The organism is Geobacter argillaceus (assembly GCF_007830735.1).
GTDB classification, from domain to species: domain Bacteria; phylum Desulfobacterota; class Desulfuromonadia; order Geobacterales; family DSM-12255; genus Geomobilibacter; species Geomobilibacter argillaceus.
This window is the reverse complement of record NZ_VLLN01000014.1, coordinates 1-18246: the sequence shown is the minus strand read 5'-3', so window position 1 is coordinate 18246 and position 18246 is coordinate 1. Positions and strand designations below refer to the sequence as shown.

Genomic DNA, 18246 nt, shown 5'->3' with positions numbered 1-18246 from the left:
CCAGCCTTATCACGCGGCGTAAACCAGTAGTTGGAGGAAGCGGACTGAAGCCGAATTTCCGTTTTCCAGAATCACTTAGAAAAATTTTTCGGGAGAACGTATATGCAGCGAAACATTACCGTTAATTTAGGAAATCTGGTTCTTTCACTTTCCGATGCCATGGATTTGGCCAATCCTGCATTGATACAGCATCAACAAAGGACAGCCTTTGTGGTGTGGGAAATGGGGAAAGCCGCAAGGCTTTCAAATGAAAGATTGGAAAGAATATTTATAGCTGCACTGCTTCATGATATCGGCGCTTTTTCATTGGAAGAAAAAATCTCAGTTCGAAATTTTGAGGTTGAAAATCTTGAAGAGCATTGTATTCGTGGCGAGCTTTTGCTGAATAACATACCTTGGCTAAAAGACTCGGCAAGTATCATCAGATTCCACCACACAGAATGGCAGCACTGGGGAGAGTCAATCGAGACTCCAATTGTGTTTGAGTCACAATTGTTATTTCTTGCCGATTATCTCGAACGCGCAATAAAACGCGAACATTACATTCTTCTCCAACACGAAGATATTTTATCAACGATAGAATCTTTGTCCGGCTCTTCATTGCATCCTCAAGTTGTGGATCTTTTCAACTCGGTAAATCAGAGCGAAGAATTTTGGCTGGATCTGGTTTCCCCGCGATTATATTCTCTTCTGCTCAATGAAGGCCCTTTCAGTAAAAAAGTGATCGGTTACTCGGATATTTCCGTAATTGCAGAGCTTTTTAGAAATATCATTGATTTCAAGTCTCGTTTTACTTCAACTCATTCTTCAGGTGTCGCTGCATCTGCATCCATGCTGGCAAGAATTTTCGGACTTACGGACACAGAAATAGGACTTATGGAAGTTGCAGGCAATCTGCATGATATAGGGAAATTGGTAATTCCGAACAGCATTCTGGATAAACCCGGAAGCCTTGCAAAAGACGAGATGTCAGTAATGAAATCACACACGTATTATACGTATTCTGTGATTAATACTATTGGGGGACTTAATCACATTGCGGAATGGGCTGCTTATCACCATGAAAGACTTGACGGTTCCGGATATCCCTTTCATTGCGTTGCCTCCGGGCTAAGTACCGGGGCACGGATACTGATGGTCGCGGATATATTTACCGCACTTGCTGAAGACCGACCGTACAGAAAAGGTATGTCCAAAGATGGAATTGTTCAGATTATTAAACAGTTTTCTGATGGTAACCGTTTGGATACCAGAATAGTTAATCTCCTTTTTGAGAATTATAACGATATTTTTGCCTATGTAGCTGAAAAACAGACTGTTGCCAGAGAGTTCTACGAAAAGCAATTTATGTCTACCCGATGATGGGAAAAAGGCATTAACGTTCACCATGTCCCTGAACATCATCTCCAGCAACCGGATGGAGTCGCTCGTCGACTCCCTGGCCGCGACCGTGGCCCGCCCCCTGGCGTCGCCGCTCGTGCCCGAGACCATCGTGGTCCAGAGCGCCGGCATGGAACGGTGGCTGGCCATGGAGCTGGCCCGGCGCTTCGGAGTCTGGGCCAACGGCGATTACCCGTTTCCCAATGCCTTTGTCTGGCGGCTCTTTCGTGACATCCTCGGCAATGTCCCCGACGAGTCCCCGTTCTCACCGGATCTGCTGACCTGGCGCCTGATGGATCTGCTCCCGTCTTTGGCCGGCCGCTCCGGTTTCGAGCCGATCGCCGCCTACCTAGCCAACGACCTGGGCGGACTGAAGCTCTTCCAACTGGCGGAGCAGATCGCCGACACCTTCGACCAGTACACCCTGTTCCGCCCCGAGATGCTCGATGCCTGGGAAGCAGGGAAGGGGAGCGACTGGCAGCCGCTCCTCTGGCGCGAGCTGGTAACGGCCTGTGGCAGCGAGCATCGCGGCCGCCTCCTGGACCGCTTCCGGCAGACCCTGGCGAGCCGAGGCTTCAGTGGCGCCGGCATACCGGAACGGGTCTCGGTCTTCGGGGTCTCCTACCTGCCGCCGTTTCACCTGGAATTTCTGGTGCAGCTCAGCCGTCATGCCGACATCCAGCTCTTCGTCCTCTCCCCCTGCCGGGAGTACTGGGCCGACATCGTTTCCCGGCGGCAGATGGCAAAGACCACGGACGCGGAGCAGGGGGAGCCGTTCGAGGGGAACCCGCTTCTTGCCTCCCTTGGCCGGCTCGGCCGGGACTTCTCCGATCTGATCCTCTCCCACGACCAGGCGCGGCTGATCACCAGCGAGGCATACCGGGAACCGGCCGGCGGTTCGCTCTTGCAGGCCGTGCAGCGGGACATCCTCCAGCTCCGTGACCCGGCAGTTGAGGAGCCGTGCCGGTTTCCGGCCGACGCTGTGGGGATGCAGATCCTCTCCTGTCACTCCCCCATGCGGGAGATCGAGGTTCTGCACGACCATCTGCTCGCCCTCCTGAACAGTGATCCGACCCTCACCCCCCGGGACATCCTGGTGATGACCCCGGATATCGAGGCCTATGCCCCCTATGTCGCGGCAGTCTTCGACGGGGTCCAGGAGCCGGCCAAGCGGCTGCCGTACTCCGTTGCCGACCGGAGCATCCGCTGTCAGGGGCATCTGGCCGAGGCCGTGATGGCGATCCTCGACCTGGTCGGGAGCCGGTTCGGCGTGACCAGGGTGTTCGACCTGCTCTCCCTGCCCGCGGTGCACCAGCGGTTCGGCATTGCCAGGGACGACCTGGAGATCATCCGCGACTGGCTCGTCGACACCAGGGTCCGTTGGGGGATCGACCGGGCGGACCGGGAACGAAGCGGCCTGCCCGCCTTCGGGGAGAACAGCTGGCGGGCCGGCCTGGATCGCCTCCTCCTCGGCTATGCCATGCCGGGCGAGGGGGACCGGCTCTTCCGGGGTATCCTCCCCTATGACCTGGAGGGGGACGGGCCGAGGCTGCTCGGGCAGTTCCTGGCGTTCGCCGAGACCCTCTTTGCCGCAGCCGACCGGCTCAGGCCGCCCCGGAGTCCGGGCCAGTGGGCAGAGGAGCTTGGCCGGATCATGGCGGAATTCATCGTCCAGGACGAGGAGACGGCCAGGGAAGCGGCCGCCATGGGGAAGCTGCAGGAGAGGCTCCTGCAGAACCGGGAGCTGGCAGGCTTCGACGCTCCGGTGACACTGGAGCTGTTCCGCTACTGGTTGGGTCAGCAGCTGGAGAAGGCCGAACAGGGGATGGGATTCATCACCGGCGGCGTCACCTTCTGCGCCATGCTGCCGATGCGGAGCATCCCGTTCCGGGTGATCGCCCTGATCGGCATGAACGAAGGCGCCTTCCCCCGCCAGAACCGCCCTCCCGGCTTCGACCTGATCGCCGGGGAGCGGCGACGGGGAGACCGGTCGCTGCGGGACGAGGACCGCTACCTGTTTCTGGAGGCGATTCTCTCGGCCCGGGAGACCCTTTACCTCAGCTACGTCGGCCAGAGCATCAGGGACGGGAGCGAGATTCCTCCGTCGGTCCTGGTGAGCGAGCTGCTCGATTATCTCGACAGCGGCTACCGGGTTGACGGCCGGGAACCATCCAAGGTGCTGGTCAGGCACCATCGGCTCCAACCGTTCAGTCCCGCCTACTTTGACGGCAGTGCCGGGCTGTTCACCTTTTCCGAGGAGAACCTGGCCGCAGTCAGGGCGAGGGAGCAGGGGGGGGCGGTTGGCGGCGAGTTCCTCGCCAAGCCGCTCGTGCTGCCGGAGGGCGAGGGGTGGGAGGTCTCCCTGGCCGGGCTGCTCCGCTTCTATGACAACCCGGCCCGGTATTTCCTGGTCGAGCGCCTCGGCATCCGGCTCGAACAGGCGGCCGACCCCTTGGACGAGCGGGAGCCGTTCGCCGTGGAAGGGCTCGATGCCTATGCCATCCGTACCCGACTGCTCGACCTGGCCCTGGCCAATATTCCGCCGCAAGAGGCGCTGCCGGTCATTCGCGCCGAGGGGCTCTTACCGCCGGCCCGCCACGGCGACATCCTCTTTGCCGCCCTTACCGCCGAGGTGGAGGAGTTTAGCCGGGAGATGCGGGCACATATGGCCGGCTGCCCTGCTCTTGAGCCGCTGGACTTCTCCCTGGAGATAGGGCGCTACCGTCTCTCGGGGCGGCTTGACCGGATCTGGCCGGGGCGCCTCATCCGCGGCCGCTGTGCACGGCTGAAGGCCAGGGACCGGATCAGGGGCTGGATCGAGCATCTGGTCCTCAACAGTATGGCCGCCGAGGGGTATCCCCGGGAGAGCGTGCTCTGCATGCGGGACGGCACGGAATGTTTCTCACCGGTGGCTAACGCCTCGGAACTCCTGGCCGTACTCCTCGGCCGGTATCGCGAGGGGCTGTGCCAGCCGTTACGCTTCTATCCCGAATCGTCCCTGGCCTATGCCAACAAGCAGGAGTGGGACCTGGCACGGGCGCGGCAGCGATGGGAGGGTTCCGAGTACGTTAGCGGCGAGGGGCGCGACCCGTATTTCGACCTCTGTTTCGGTAAGACCGACCCGTTTACGGTCGAGTTCGACCAACTGGCCCGGGAGGTCCTCGGACCGCTCGTGGCCCACGGGAGCAAGGCGTGAGGAGTGGTCTGACATTATGAATCGGTTCGACCACCTGAACATATCCCTTAGTGGCCGCCGGCTGATCGAGGCGAGTGCCGGGACCGGCAAGACCTACGCCATTGCCTGCCTCTATGTGCGTCTGGTCCTTGAGCAGGGGCTCACCCCGGAAGAGATCCTGGTGGTAACCTTCACCGAGGCGGCCACCAAGGAGCTCAAAGGGAGGATCAGGACCCGGCTCAGGGAGGCGTTGGCCACCTTTTCCGGCCAGGAGGGGAGTGACCCGTTCCTGGCCGGACTGTTGGCTAACAGCAGCGGTCTGGTTCCTGAACAGGAGACGGCAATCAACCGGCTCGACCGGGCGCTGCGCGCCTTTGACCTGGCCGCCATCTTCACCATCCACGGCTTCTGCCTGCGGTCACTCCAGGAAAACGCCTTCGAGAGCGGTCTCCTCTACGACACGGAGCTGGTCACCGACCAGGCGGCGATCATTCAGGAGGTGGTGGACGATTTTTGGCGGCAGAACTTTTTCAGCGGCAGCGCTCCCCTGCTCGGTTACGCCCTGCGGAAAAAGATGACCCCCGACAGTCTCGCGACGTTCCTCAGAAGGATGCCGCTGCACCCGAACATTACGCTGCTTCCGGTCTTCGAGCCCGCTGACGGGGCCGCGCTGGAAGAGAGGTGCCAGCCGGCATTCCAGGCGCTGCAGCAGGCGTGGTCGAGAGAGCGGGGAGCGGTCGAAACGATCCTCCTCACCGACAAGGGGCTCAGCAGGGCCGCCCAGACCTACCGCCCGGACCTCATCCCCGGGCTGATGGCGGAGATGGACCGCTACCTGGCCGGCGTAAACCCCTTTGACTTTGGTGAGGAGTTCGACCGGTTCTGCACCCCGTTCGTGGTCTCGAACACGAAAAAGCGTAATGAACCGCCGTCCCACCCCTTCTTCGATCAGTGCCAGGCGCTGCTGGCGCTGGTGGAGGAGCGTCTCCTGGCCTTCAAGTACTCGCTCGTCGCTTGGGCGCGGGAACGGCTGCCGGCCAGGAAGCGGGAGTTGAACGTCCGTTGTTTCGACGATCTCTTGACCGACCTCCATGGCGCCCTCAACCGGGAAGGAGGAGAGCGCCTGGCCGAGCGGATCAGGGGGCGCTACCGGGCCTCCCTGATCGATGAGTTCCAGGACACCGATCCGGTCCAGTACGACATCTTCCGCACCATCTACGGCAACACCAATGCCCCCCTGTTCCTCATCGGCGACCCGAAGCAGGCGATCTACAGCTTCCGCGGGGCGGACATCTTCGCCTATCTGGAGGCGGCCGCGGACCTCCCCTCTGAGGCCCGCTTCACCCTGGAGACCAACTGGCGCTCCACCCCCAACATGCTCCGGGCTTTCAACAGCGTATTTTCCGCCAGACCCGACCCGTTCCTGTTTGACGACATCGCCTTTCACCCGGTGACGGCCGGCAAGGAGTGGCCGGAGGCGCCGATCACCCTCTCCGGTCGCGACAGCGCTCCGCTTCAGCTCTGGTTCATTCCGTCCCCGGACCAGGAGAAGGGGATCATGACCGGCACGGCCAACAACCTGATCCCGCAGGGGGTGGCGGCGGAGATCGCCCGTCTGCTGCGGGACGGCCGGCAGGGGACAGCGACCATCGAGGGGAGGCCAATGCAGCCGGAGGACGTTGCCGTCATCGTCCGGAGCCACCGACAGGCCGGGCTGGTGCAGGAGTCGCTCCGGGCGCTGGGGGTCCCCAGCGTTCTCCAGAGCAGCGAAAGCCTCTTTGCCAGCCGCGAGGCGCAGGAGCTGTTCATCCTCTTGCACGGCGTGGCCGAGCCGGCCGTTGAGGGAAGGGTGAGAGCGGCCCTGGTGACGGATCTCCTTGGCCGGCGGGGGGACGATCTTGCCCGCCTGCAAGAGGTCGAGGCCGCCTGGGAGGAGATCGTCTGCCGGTTCCGGGAGTATCGGCAGCTCTGGCTGGAGCGTGGGGTCATGGTCATGGCCAGGACCCTGGTAGCCAGGGAGGCGGTGCGGGGGCGGCTGTTACGCTTCCCGGACGGCGAACGGCGGCTCACCAACCTCCTCCACGGCCTGGAACTGCTGCACTCCGCCTCCCTGGAAGGGGGGCTCGGCATCGAGGGGCTCCTTACCTGGCTCGGCGAGCGGCTCAGCCAAGTGCCGGAGAGTGAGGAGTACCAGATCCGCCTGGAAACCGACGAAAAGGCGGTCAGGATCGTCACGGTCCATGTGAGCAAGGGGCTGGAGTACCCCGTGGTTTTTTGTCCATTCGCCTGGGGAGGGGTGCAGGAGAGGGACGAACCGGCCACCTTTCACGACCGCTTCCGCACGGTGAAGGACTTCGGTTCTCCCGACCTGGAGCGGCATCGGGCCCTGGCGCAGCGGGAGGCCTTGGCCGAGAACCTGCGTCTGTTCTACGTGGCCCTGACCCGGGCCAAGTACCGCTGTTACCTGGTGGCCGGGAAGTTCCGGAACGGTGGCAGCTCGCCGCTTGCTTGGCTTCTCCACCGTCCCGCCGGCCTGGACCCGTCCCGCGAGGACCTGGTGGCCCGTCTTAAGGAAGCGGTCGAAGGGCTCTCCGAACCAGCGCTCCTCGACCACTGCCGGGAGCTGGCAGCGGCGGGGGCGGGCAGCATCGCCCTTGCGGAGCTGCCGTCCCCGGACGATGCGCCTCTGTACACCCCGTTGCGCGACGAGGGTAGCGGCCTTGCCTGTCGCCAGTTTACCGGCGCCATCGAGCACGACTGGCGGGTGGCCAGCTTCACCTCCTTTGCGGCCGGGTCCCATGGGCCGGAACTGCCGGACCGGGACCCCCTTTACCGGGACGACGCAACGCTCCCTGTTGAGCCGCTCCGTGACGAGCAGGCGCCCCTTTCCATCTTCGACTTTCCCCGGGGGAGCCGGGCCGGTACCGTGCTGCACGAGATCTTTGAACGGATCGATTTTGCCTCCCCTGACCGTCCGGCCCTGGAGCGGTTGGTGGCCCAGGTCCTGGCCCGTTCCGGGTTCGACGCCAGCTGGCAGGGGCCAGTCGTCCGGATGGTGGAAAACGTGCTCGCCACGCGGCTCGATGAAGGGGAGGGCGGGTTCTCCCTGGCCGAGCTGGCGGTTGGGAGCTGGCGGGCCGAACTGGAATTTTTCTTCCCCTTACGGTTCATCAGTTCGGAGCGGCTGCACGAGATCGTTCTCCGCTGGCAGGGGACGGCGGGGGAGAACGGCCTTGGCGACGCTAGTGTCCGCCTTGATTTCACGCCGGTCAGGGGGATGGTGCGGGGATTCATGGACCTGGTCTTCTGCCACCACGGCCGGTATTATATCGCGGACTGGAAGTCCAACCACCTGGGGAACCGGCTGGAGGATTACGCTTGCGAGCGGCTCGCCGGGGAGATGGCCAGGCGGCTCTACCCGCTCCAGTACCTCCTCTACACGGTTGCCCTGCATAATTATCTTACCGCCAGGCTGCCGGGGTACGACTATGCCAGACATTTCGGCGGGGTGTTTTACCTGTTCCTGCGGGGGATCGATCCGGCCGCCGGCCCGGGGTACGGCATCTTCAGGGACCGGCCGCAGCAGGGGCTGATCGAGGAACTCTCGGCAGCCCTGGTGGAGTTCGGAGCGCGGACATGACAGCGTTGGAACGGGACTACAGCGAGATTGACCGGCACTTTGCCGCCTTCATCTGCCGCCTGGCAGGGACTGCTGCCGAGGAGCTCCACCGGGCGGCCCTGCTCGTTTCGCAGGCCGTTGGCCAGGGGCATGTCTGCGTTGACCTGACCACTGCCGGTCCGGATGGCTGGTGGCACGGCCTGGCTGAGTTCCCGGTCGTCGGTTCTCCCGGCGCCTTCACCCCGCTGGTGCTGGATGGCGCCGGCCGGCTGTACCTCCATCGCTACTGGCGCTACGAACACGACCTGGCCGCGGCCGTGCTCCACAAGGGGGGGCAACAGGTCCCCCTGGATGAGGCTCTCCTGCGGGAGGGGCTTGATCGGCTCTTTCCCGACACGATACCCGGGGAGGTCGACTGGCAGCGGGTGGCGGCAATGGCCGCCGTGCGGAGCGGCTTTGCCGTCATCTCCGGCGGGCCGGGCACCGGCAAGACCTCCACGGTGGTTAAGATCCTGGCGCTCCTGCTGGAGCAGGCCGCCGGTCGCCCCTTGGCCATCGCCCTGGCAGCCCCCACCGGCAAGGCGGCGGTCCGTCTCCAGGAGTCGATCCGGACGGCACGGGAGCGGCTTAACGTTGCGCCGGAGGTCCGGGAGCGGATTCCGGCCGAGGTCGTGACCCTCCACCGCCTCCTGGGCGCCGGCGGCTCCGGCCGTTTTCGCCATGACCGCGAAAACCCGCTCCCCCACGACCTGGTTGTGGTTGACGAGGCGTCCATGGTGGCGCTCCCGCTCATGGCGAGGCTCGTAACCGCCCTCAAACCCCGGTGCCGGCTGATTCTCCTGGGGGACCGGGACCAACTGGCATCGGTGGAGGCGGGAGCGGTCCTGGGGGATATCTGCGACACCGGCCGTGGCCACTCCTTTTCCCCTACCTTCGGCTCCCTGGTCACCAGGGTCGCCGCCATGGAGCTCCCGGCAACCGGCGCGGAACCGCTGGCCGACTCCCTGGTTATCCTCCGGAAGAGCCACCGCTTCGCCCCGGACAGCGGGATTGCCGTTGCAAGCCGGCTGATCTCGGCCGGGGAAGGGGCGGAGGCGCTCACCGTTATCAGGGGGGATAGCTTCGGGGAACTGGTCTGGCGCGATGCTCCGGCTCCCCAGGCGCTTCCCGAGGCGTTCGGCCCTCTGGTCATGGCCGGCTTTGCCCCCTATCTCCGGGCCGGTTCGCCGCTTGAGGCCCTGGCGCTGTTCGACCGGTTCCGGATACTCTGTGCCGTCCGCCGCGGTCCGTACGGGGTGGAGGAGGTGAACCGGCTGGTGGAGGCGGTTTTGGCGCGGGCCGGCCTCATCGACACCCGGGAGCGCTGGTATCGGGGGAGGCCGGTGATGGTGACGGCCAACGACTACCAGCTTCGGCTGTTCAACGGCGATATCGGCATTGTCATCCCCGATCCGGACGGCACGCCGAAGGTCCATTTTCCGTCCCCTGACGGCGGTGTGCGGCAGCTTTCCCCTCTGCGTCTCCCCCCCCACGAGACGGTCTATGCCATGACCGTCCATAAGAGTCAGGGGAGCGAATTCACTAAGGTTTTGATGCTGCTGCCGTATGCCGATACGGAGATATGTACGCGGGAGCTGATCTATACCGCCATGACCCGGGCGCGGGAGGCGGTTGAGTTGTGGGGGAACGAGAGCGGCTTCCTGGCCGCGGTCAGCCGCAGGGTCGAGCGGCGGTCCGGCCTGCGGGAGGCGCTCTGGGGGATCAGCTGACCTCCACGTTGCGGATGCCGCTCGGCCGCCAGGCCGGGGAGATGACGTGCGATCCTTTATCCTCTGCTTCAATAATGCTGCCAAAAGTAACCGTAAAAGCGCCGAATTTGTCGTTGACCCGGTCCATGGCGCCGGTGGCCAGTGCCTGGCGCCGCTCTTCCGGGAATATGGGGAGCTGTTCCCCCTGGTGGTCGAGGTTGGTGAGCCGTACCCCCAGCAGGCGGACCGGCTGTTCCAGGACCAGGCTGTCCAGGATGGCGACCGCTTCCCGGTAGATATCCGCACTGACGTTGGTGCGGCTGTGCAGGGTGGTCTGCCGGCCGAAGGTGGTGGTGAAGTCGGCGTAGCGGATGGTGAGGTGAACCGTCTTGGCGGTCACGCCGTAGCGCCTGGCGCGGCGTCCCACCATCTCGGACAGCTGTAGTAAATATTTCAGTATCTCCTTACGCTCGGTGATGTCCCGGTCCAGGGTCATGCTGTGTCCCACCGACTTGACCTCCTCCGCCTCCTCGGCCGGCACCACCGGGCTGTTATCGATCCCTCGCCCCATCAGGCTCAGCCGCTCCCCCACAACGCCGAACTTCCGGGTCAGGATCTCCACCGGGTAGCGCCCCAGCTCCCCGCAGGTCCGGATGCCCAGGAGGGCCAACTGGCGCCGGGTCGTGGCCCCGATGCCGCACAGCTCACCGACCGGCAGCTGCGCCATGATCCGGGAGACTTCGCCCGCCGGGATAACGGTGAGGCCGTCCGGCTTTTGCATCTCCGAGGCGAGTTTGGCCAGGAGCTTGTTGGGGGCGATGCCGATGGAGCAGGTGAGGCCGAAGCGGTGGTGGATGCGGGCCTTGATGAGGCAGGCGATCCGCTGGGCGCTGCCGAAGATGGCCAGAGAGCCGGTGACGTCCAGGAACGCCTCGTCGATGGAGAAGACCTCTATTAGCGGGGTGTACTCCCGGAGAATCTCCATGATCCGGCACGAGGTCCAGGTGTACTTGCGGTTGTCGGCGGTAACGAAGATCAGCTGGGGACACTGCTGGATCGCTTGCCACCGGTTCATGCCGGTTTTCACCCCAAAGGCCCGCGCCTCGTAGGAGGCGGTGGTGACCACGGTCCGGCCGGTGCCGACGACGGCGATTGGCTTTCCCCGCAGGGCCGGGTTGGCCTGTTGCTCCACCGAGGCGAAAAAGGCGTTCATATCGATGTGGAGGATTACTCTCTGTTCCACAAGCCCTAAGTCCTTTGATAAGACAATCGTCTTGATCGAATACGGCGTACCAGTACGGGCACGCCGAACATCGCAAAGAGGACGATCAACATTGTTGTGTTAGGGTCTTGAACGTACGAGTTCAGACGCAACGTAGTGATTGCAATGACAGCAAAGTAAAGCATGTCGCCAGCGATGGCAAAGGCCCATCCCGCAATGAACCCATGGCCGGCTGCGAGCGCTGAGGCACGACCAGTCATGGGATCAACACCGAAAGCAATCATGATGAGCGCAATCGGGCCAGCACCAGTCCCACTGAAATGCGACACGCTACGAGTAGTTGCCAATTTCATGGCTGCGCTGATACGAGCTAAAGATGGGACCTTTCCGCAAATGAGTGCGATAAGGCGGAGAACTGGTTCGAAAGCAACGGCCAAGATAACATCCGAAACCAGGTAGAGTAATGTTGTGACGGGCCAGGACAGGCCTTTGGCCTGAGCGAGTAAAACCCCGGCAGGGATTCCACCTCCGACCGGTACGAGGAAGAGCTTCAGCACAGGCAGTATGCTTGTTGTTGACATTGAGTCGAAAATTAGTCCGGACAGTGGGGAAATGGTCATGGAAATCCTGATACAGCGATAACGTAATGATGTGCAGCGGCCCATCGAAGCGTCAGCGGCCTGCCGCAAAGAGTGTATTCCTCAAACCTGTAATACCAATATGTATTAGACATATCAGATTTGTTAGTCAACCACTATTGATCGATTGAAAAGTGATGTTTCCTGTTGAGACCAATCTCAACTCTTCAATAAACGAGGAGGCCATCTATTCGATAGCCCCCTCGTTTGCCCTGCTTGTTTCTGTCCCCATCGTCGACTAGTCTTCTTCAGCTCCCTCTTCGTGTTTTGGCCCGCGAGGCAGGGCGATAAGTTCAGCCCCGACCGACTCGGCGATCTGCTTCAGTTCGCACATCCGCAGATGCTGCCCGTACACCTTGAGGTTGAGGTCCGCCACCGCCACCAGCACATAGCGCGGCTGCTTCGCCCCGTCCTGCATCTTCGTTCTCTGCCGGTAAAAGATTTTCCCTGACATGAAAGGGTGCCTCCTTTAGTTTTTTCCTCCCTGGGGACTGCGGAGGGTTTCCATAGGGGGAATATACACTTATTTAAAAAATTTTCATACTCTTAAACCCTTATGACGGTACCAATCCGCTCCCCCTTGATTGCCTTCTCAATGGTCCCCCGCTTGTGACCGTTCACGATCCGGATCTCCTTGACGTTTACCGTGTCGCGAAGGAGATAAAGCATTTTCCGTTCGAGCACCATGTCTTCCATATCCATCGTTATCAGCTCTTTGACCGTGATCTCCTCGATTAGCTCCGCGTCGGGATTGACCCGCGGGTCCTCGGTGTATAACCCGTCCACGTTTTTGACGAGGATGCAGCTCTTGGCGCCCAGTACTTCCGCCATCAGCAGGGCGCCGGTGTCGGTGCGGTGGGGTGGGATGAGCCCGGTCTCCGGTGGGTGTTCATAGAGGCCATAGGGGGGGGTGCCATGGATTACCGGGAGGAGGTTGAGGTGGAGCATGGTCGGCAGTTCCAGCAGGTCGGCGGTCTTGACCCGCGAGCCGCCCCATTTGGAGAGGAGCAGGGTGACCATGACGGCATTTTGCTCGCTGATCTTGCTGGCCAGTTCGGCAAGAACGCCGGTCGGCATGCCGAGGTCGATGCCGATGTCGAGGATATGGCGGACGCGCACCCCCCCGCCGGTAACGACCAGAATCCTGTGCCGTTTCGACAGATTACCGATCTCTTCCATGAGCGGCAGGACCACCTCGCGGCCGTAGTCGATGACCCCGTGGCCGCCGACCTTGACGACATGGAGGTCGGGAACGAGTCTGAGCGTGGATATCCCTGCCTGCCTGCGCATCAGACCCTTGCGGACGAGGGTTTCTCCCCTCATGTTTGTTTCGATTTCGTGTCGTGGCGTCATTGCGTAACCCTCCGAAACTCTGTGTGTATAACGAGGATAACCATACCAGAGGATACGTGTAAGTCGAGGCCATTGGCTTGGATTTTGTGGAATATGAGGAACAATACTTACAGGATGATGTTGTGTTGCGCGTTTTTATCAAATGATTAAATTTTCCCCTCCAGTTCTCCTGAAATCTCATGAAAAGATGAAATCCAGACTGGCTGCGCATCTATACTCACGTAAAGAAGCAGGGGAGACAGTATGGGGAAAACTATCTTAACTAGCTGAATTGACGTAGATGGTGGTGTTGATGGATGATGTCAAAACAATGTTTGGCATGTACAGTGCATTTTCTTGAACATTCTCCGAGCCGAATTGCCTAACAGGACCACCTCACGGCGTTCGGCCTATGGGTACCGCTGGAAACGGCGTTACCTCCCGTTTGCAAAGGAGACCCAACGGCACAGATTCTATCTGTTGACGTCAAGGGGCCTTTCCATCCGGGGAAGGCCCCTTTGTTTTTGGAGGAGAGAACAGCATGGAGAGACAAGTGGTAGCCGGTTGGGAAGGAGGTGCCCAACGTTCAAAATGAGTAGCAAATTGGTTGATCTTGCAGCGTATTGGCTCAAAACAAGTTGATCTGGATCGTGGAAGCGTTAATCATCCGGTAAGGAGGGGTTTAAATGAGTGTCAAGGAGTACAGGCTCTTTATTAATGGGAAATGGGTTCCGTCGTCGACAGGAACAATGGCCGACGATATCAATCCGGCAAATGGAGAGGTCTACGCCAAGGTGCATCAGGCGAGCGCAGACGACATAGAGGCCGCCATTGCCTCCGCCTATGCCGCACGGGAGACATGGGGAAACAGTCCACCGGCAATGCGGGAGGGTATCCTGATAAAGGCGGCGGCAATCCTGGAGGAGCGCACCAAGGAATTTGCCGACGTACTGATCGAAGAAGGAGGAGGCACATTCGGCAAGGCGATGTTCGAGGTATCGTATGTGGCAAATCTGCTCCGCAGCGCAGCCGGCGAGTGCCGCCGCATTTTTGGCGAGACCATGCCGTCCGATGCCCCCGGGGTTTTTTCCATGACCGTCCGTCGACCACTGGGGGTCATTGCGGGGATTGCACCGTTCAACTTTCCCTTTCTGTTGGCGATGAAGAAGGTCTGTCTGGCCCTGGCCGCCGGTAACACCTTTGTCCTCAAGCCTGCGTCACCCACCCCGGTCATTGGTCTCAAGATCGCAGAGCTTTTCGAAGCGGCCGGGTTGCCGCATGGCGCTTTGAACGTTATTCCGGTCAAGGGGAGCACCCTTGGCGACAAGCTGGTTGTTGACCCACGCATCCGCATGGTGACCTTTACCGGATCGACCGAGGTTGGCAAGCAGCTAGCCGAGGTTGCGGGACGTCACCAGAAGAAGATCACCCTTGAAATGGGCGGTAAAAGCCCGCTTATCGTGCTCAAGGATGCGGATCTGGATTATGCGGTGGATGCCGCCATATTCGGAATTTTCCTGCACCAGGGACAGGTCTGCATGGTCAACTCGCGGATGATCGTCGAGACCGATATCTATGACCGGTTCTGCGAAAAACTTGTGACCAAGGCACGGACCCTTAAAGTAGGTGACCCGCACCAGCCCGATACGGTCATCGGCCCTCTCGTTGAAAGCAAGCAATGTCCCTTTATCAAGGGGCAGGTGGATGATGCCGTGTCTGATGGTGCCCGCCTGCTGTTCGGCGGCAACTATGAAGGAGGGTTCTTTCAGCCGACAATCGTTGCCGATGTAACCACCAACATGCGGATTTTTGACGAAGAGAGTTTCGGCCCGGTAGCCTGCGTGATCAAGGCCGCCAACAGCGAGGAGGCGCTGGCGATTGCCAACAACTCCTCCTTCGGGCTTTCCTCAGCAATCATCACCAACGACCTGCAGAAGGCGTTCGATCTCTCCTTGAGGCTGGAGGCGGGAATGGTGCACATAAACGATTGCACCATCTTTGACGAGCCACATGTTCCCTTTGGTGGGATCAAGGACAGCGGGGTCGGTCGAGAGGGGGGACGTTATTCCATGGAAGAGATGACCGAAGTGAAGTGGATCACCGTGCAGATGGGCAAGAGACACTTTCCGTTCTAGCTGGCGTTACCTGTCAGGCAGTCGTACAGAACGGGCCAGCATCCTGGATGGACTGTACGACTGCCTGACATTGCCCTGCTCGAATCGTGCTCCTAAGCTTTTGGTTTCACGATCTTTACTGTCTGAATCGAAGTATATTCCGTCAGCCCGTCCCGAGCGAATTCCACCCCGAACCCAGACTCCTTTACGCCGCCAAAGGGTGCATTCGGTTGAATGGTCGAGTGGGTATTCACCCAGGCAGTCCCGCATTCCAGGCGCATGGCTAAAGCTTTTGCCTTCTGGATATCCTTTGACCAGACCGACCCTCCCAGCCCGAAAGGGCTGTTATTAGCCCGCCGAACAGCATCGTCCGTATCGCTGAATTTTATGATCGGCAGAATCGGTCCGAACTGTTCCTCATCCACCAGCCGTACCCCATCACTGACATCGGCAACCAGGGTGGCCGGGTAGAAGTACCCCGGTCCTTCCATTAGATGGCCTCCACAGAGAAAACGGCCACCCGCCTTGCGGGCATCTTCGGCAAGTTCAACAACCAGATCGAGTTGATCCTTGTTCTGGAGAGGGCCCAGATCAGCACCCTCCTCAAGGCCGTTGCCGGTCACCACTGAGCGAGCGATATCCGCCAGGGCTCCGCAAAGGTCTTCGTAAATATCTTCGTGCGCGTAGAGCCGCTTCAATGCCGCGCAGGTCTGGCCATTGTTGTTGAAAGCGCCGGCAAAAATCTGCGGGGCCACTTCAGCAACATCGACATCCGGTAGAACTATGCCGGCGTCGTTGCCACCCAACTCCAGAGTCAGTCGTTTGAGATTGCCGCTGGCGTTCTCCATGATGTTTTTACCCGTTGGCGTGGAACCGGTAAAAACAATCTTGCTGATTCCCGTATGTTTGGCCATGGCACTGCCGATCCCCCTCTCGGCGGTAACAATATTGAGGACGCCGGGAGGAAGTATTCCATTGGCGATCTCAACAAAGCGCAACGTTGCCAGGGGAGTAAGAGACGAAGGTTTTATAACGACCGTGTTGCCGGTGCGCAAAGCGGGCATTACATGCCAGATCGCTATCAACAAAGGCCAGTTCCAGGGGGGGATGGAGCCTACTACTCCCAGCGGTTTACGATGTACCTCAATAATGGCATCTTCGTTATCCTGAATGACTTCGAGCGGCAGCGTCAGTTCGGCGGTGGCACGTGTCCATGCCACCGAACCGCCAACCTCCATCCCAGAGCCGATACCATAAAGACCGACCAATGGTTTGCCCATTTCCATGGTCAAGAGCATCATCAGTTCTTGCTGATTACGTTCGATGGCATCGGCAAGCCCATGGAGCTTTTGGGCCCGCACCGAATCATCTGTCGCACTCCAGGGGCCAAAAGCCCGTTGTGCAGCTGCCACAGCCTGGTCGAGGTGACTGTTGTCCGCGTTCGGGCATTGGCCAACGACCTCAAGTGTTGCCGGGTTTATTACGTCAAAATAATCAGCAGTTGCCACCTTCACGCCGTCGATAATCAGATCGAACTTATTCATTCCACCCTCCCATGAAGTTTAACAAATGAATTCCGATAGTGCTGATCTTCAGCCCGTGCACCTCTCACTGTGTATGTCACCGATTGCCACATCTCGCTCTGGAGACCCGCCGCCAGCCGATGTCGTCAGCCAGCCTCGCCGGAGCTCGTACCCCGGTCCTTGTCGAGGTAGACGAGAAGATCTTCCAGGAGCGCACCCAGGAGCACCGTGGCCTGGGCGCTGTTGCGCAGTTCGATCAGGTGGGGGCGGGCGAGTGTCCCGAGATTGAGCGAACCGAGCACTGATGAGGCCAGGGCGAGAAAGACCGAGCCGAGTCGGTAGCGTCCGTCGCTTTTGTTCAGAAGAAGATACTTCTGCCTTTGCAGGGTGGCAAGAATCCTAAAAACAGTGGGCTTGGAGAGCCCGGTCAATCTGGTAAGCTCGTCCAAAGATAGCTCCCGGCGCTCGCGGGCAAAGACATTGAGTACCGAGAGCGCCCGCTCAATTGCCCTGATGTTGTACCTGTCGTCGTTGTTATTCTCAGCAGTTGCTGTCACGTAAAAGCTCCCTAACCGAGTGCACTATGTCTCCACGCGCCCATCTTCGCAACCTGTGGCAAGCCGGAAACAAAAAGGGGCGCTCTCCGGATAGAAAGGCCCCTTGACGTCCCGGACATTTTCCGGGCCGTTGGGTCTCCTTTGCAAAAGGAAGGCAAAACCGTTTCCAGTTAAACCCATAGGCCGGACCGCCATGAGGGATTTCCCTTTTAGGCGCCGCGGCTCGGAGACTGTTGTTTCAATTTTCAGCCGCTAACATTGCTTGCGGTATGTTGTTGATGGTAACTGGCAACCAGGCACAGTCTTGCTAACTGTCCATCTATATTGGTGTAAATTGGTACCACATTGCCGTTGTTTCGGTCAAAGAAAAAAATGGATAAAGAAAACAACTCTTAGCCCGAAAGCATGGGCGGGGTCAGACCAACCCGATTTTTGCGCTGTTGCCAAAGAAGAGTGTCCCTGAAAAGGTCAACCGGCTCGTTTCTCAAGTTATGGATCATCGGGTAACCAGGGCTATGTCGAGGATTTTGTGACTGAGACCGGGGCAAAGATGCTCTGAAGACGGGTTGCGGGATCGCAAAGCTTATTGTCCGACTATGGGAGAAAAACCCTCGCCTTCAGGCGAAAACTTCAGTTAAACTCGCTGGATGGAACACTATCGAACATCATCGCATACACGGTTTGACCTAAAGTGCCATTTTGTGTGGATCACCAAGTATCGGAAGCCTGTATTACGAGGAGAAGTGGGCACTCGGCTTCGAGAGTTGGTGGTAGAAGTCTGCAAGACTAATGATGTAGAAATCTTGCAGGGTCATATATCAAAGGATCACGTGCATCTGTTCGTGTCTGTACCACCCCATCTGGCCCCGAGTAAGCTGATGCAGTACATAAAGGGCAAAACGTCTCGCAAGTTGATGATGGAGTTCAAGCACATCCAG

General features: G+C 59.9%; 12 protein-coding genes and 2 riboswitches. Of the genes, 6 read left to right on the top strand and 6 right to left on the bottom strand.

Features of this window, described 5'->3' with window-relative positions; all coding sequences use genetic code 11:
• Window positions 1-102: 102 nt before the first annotated feature.
• Genes JN12_RS11965 through recD form a run of 4 tightly spaced genes read left to right on the top strand, consistent with a single transcriptional unit; the run spans window position 103 to window position 9943 of the window.
• A complete protein-coding gene (locus JN12_RS11965; RefSeq protein WP_145023019.1) occupies window positions 103-1362 on the top strand; it encodes an HD domain-containing phosphohydrolase in 1260 nt (419 codons plus the stop codon).
• Between the two features lie 25 nt (window positions 1363-1387).
• Window positions 1388-4576, top strand: coding sequence for an exodeoxyribonuclease V subunit gamma (gene recC, locus JN12_RS11960; protein ID WP_145023017.1), 3189 nt, complete (start codon window positions 1388-1390; stop codon window positions 4574-4576).
• Between the two features lie 16 nt (window positions 4577-4592).
• Complete coding sequence (recB, locus tag JN12_RS11955) at window positions 4593-8195, top strand: exodeoxyribonuclease V subunit beta (protein WP_145023015.1); 3603 nt, start codon at window positions 4593-4595, stop codon at window positions 8193-8195.
• Complete coding sequence (gene recD, locus JN12_RS11950; protein ID WP_145023013.1) at window positions 8192-9943, top strand: exodeoxyribonuclease V subunit alpha; 1752 nt, start codon at window positions 8192-8194, stop codon at window positions 9941-9943. The genes recB and recD overlap by 4 nt, the downstream gene beginning before the upstream one ends.
• Here recD and dinB read toward each other — a convergent pair.
• From dinB to JN12_RS11930, 4 genes are all read right to left on the bottom strand, one after another.
• Window positions 9936-11165: a DNA polymerase IV gene (gene dinB, locus JN12_RS11945; protein WP_145023011.1), complete on the bottom strand. Its 1230-nt coding sequence runs from the start codon at window positions 11163-11165 to the stop codon at window positions 9936-9938. The genes recD and dinB overlap by 8 nt on opposite strands.
• Window positions 11166-11170: 5 nt before the next feature.
• Window positions 11171-11764 (bottom strand): hypothetical protein, encoded by a 594-nt coding sequence (locus JN12_RS11940; RefSeq protein WP_246125857.1) that lies wholly within the window; start codon window positions 11762-11764, stop codon window positions 11171-11173.
• A gap of 256 nt (window positions 11765-12020) precedes the next feature.
• On the bottom strand, window positions 12021-12236 hold the full coding sequence (locus tag JN12_RS11935; RefSeq protein ID WP_145023009.1) for a hypothetical protein: 216 nt from the start codon (window positions 12234-12236) through the stop codon (window positions 12021-12023).
• A gap of 92 nt (window positions 12237-12328) precedes the next feature.
• Complete coding sequence (locus JN12_RS11930; protein WP_145023007.1) at window positions 12329-13135, bottom strand: amino acid kinase family protein; 807 nt, start codon at window positions 13133-13135, stop codon at window positions 12329-12331.
• A gap of 333 nt (window positions 13136-13468) precedes the next feature.
• Window positions 13469-13586: riboswitch (molybdenum cofactor riboswitch) on the top strand.
• Window positions 13587-13800: 214 nt separating this feature from the next.
• Here JN12_RS11930 and JN12_RS11925 point away from each other — a divergent pair.
• Window positions 13801-15249 (top strand): aldehyde dehydrogenase family protein, encoded by a 1449-nt coding sequence (locus JN12_RS11925; protein ID WP_145023005.1) that lies wholly within the window; start codon window positions 13801-13803, stop codon window positions 15247-15249.
• A 92-nt stretch (window positions 15250-15341) separates the two neighbouring features.
• Here JN12_RS11925 and JN12_RS11920 read toward each other — a convergent pair whose 3' ends face one another.
• Together JN12_RS11920 and JN12_RS11915 are read right to left on the bottom strand one after the other, a co-directional pair.
• Window positions 15342-16772 carry an aldehyde dehydrogenase family protein gene (locus JN12_RS11920; protein ID WP_145023003.1) on the bottom strand — a complete coding sequence of 477 codons (1431 nt, stop codon included), beginning with the start codon at window positions 16770-16772 and terminating at the stop codon, window positions 15342-15344.
• Between the two features lie 125 nt (window positions 16773-16897).
• On the bottom strand, window positions 16898-17308 hold the full coding sequence (locus JN12_RS11915; RefSeq protein WP_145023001.1) for a helix-turn-helix domain-containing protein: 411 nt from the start codon (window positions 17306-17308) through the stop codon (window positions 16898-16900).
• Window positions 17309-17428: 120 nt separating this feature from the next.
• Window positions 17429-17549, bottom strand: a riboswitch (molybdenum cofactor riboswitch).
• A 406-nt stretch (window positions 17550-17955) separates the two neighbouring features.
• Between JN12_RS11915 and tnpA the strand changes: the two genes are divergently transcribed.
• Window positions 17956-18246: IS200/IS605 family transposase (gene tnpA, locus JN12_RS21100; RefSeq protein ID WP_145022999.1), on the top strand; the 291-nt coding region annotated here is incomplete at its 3' end.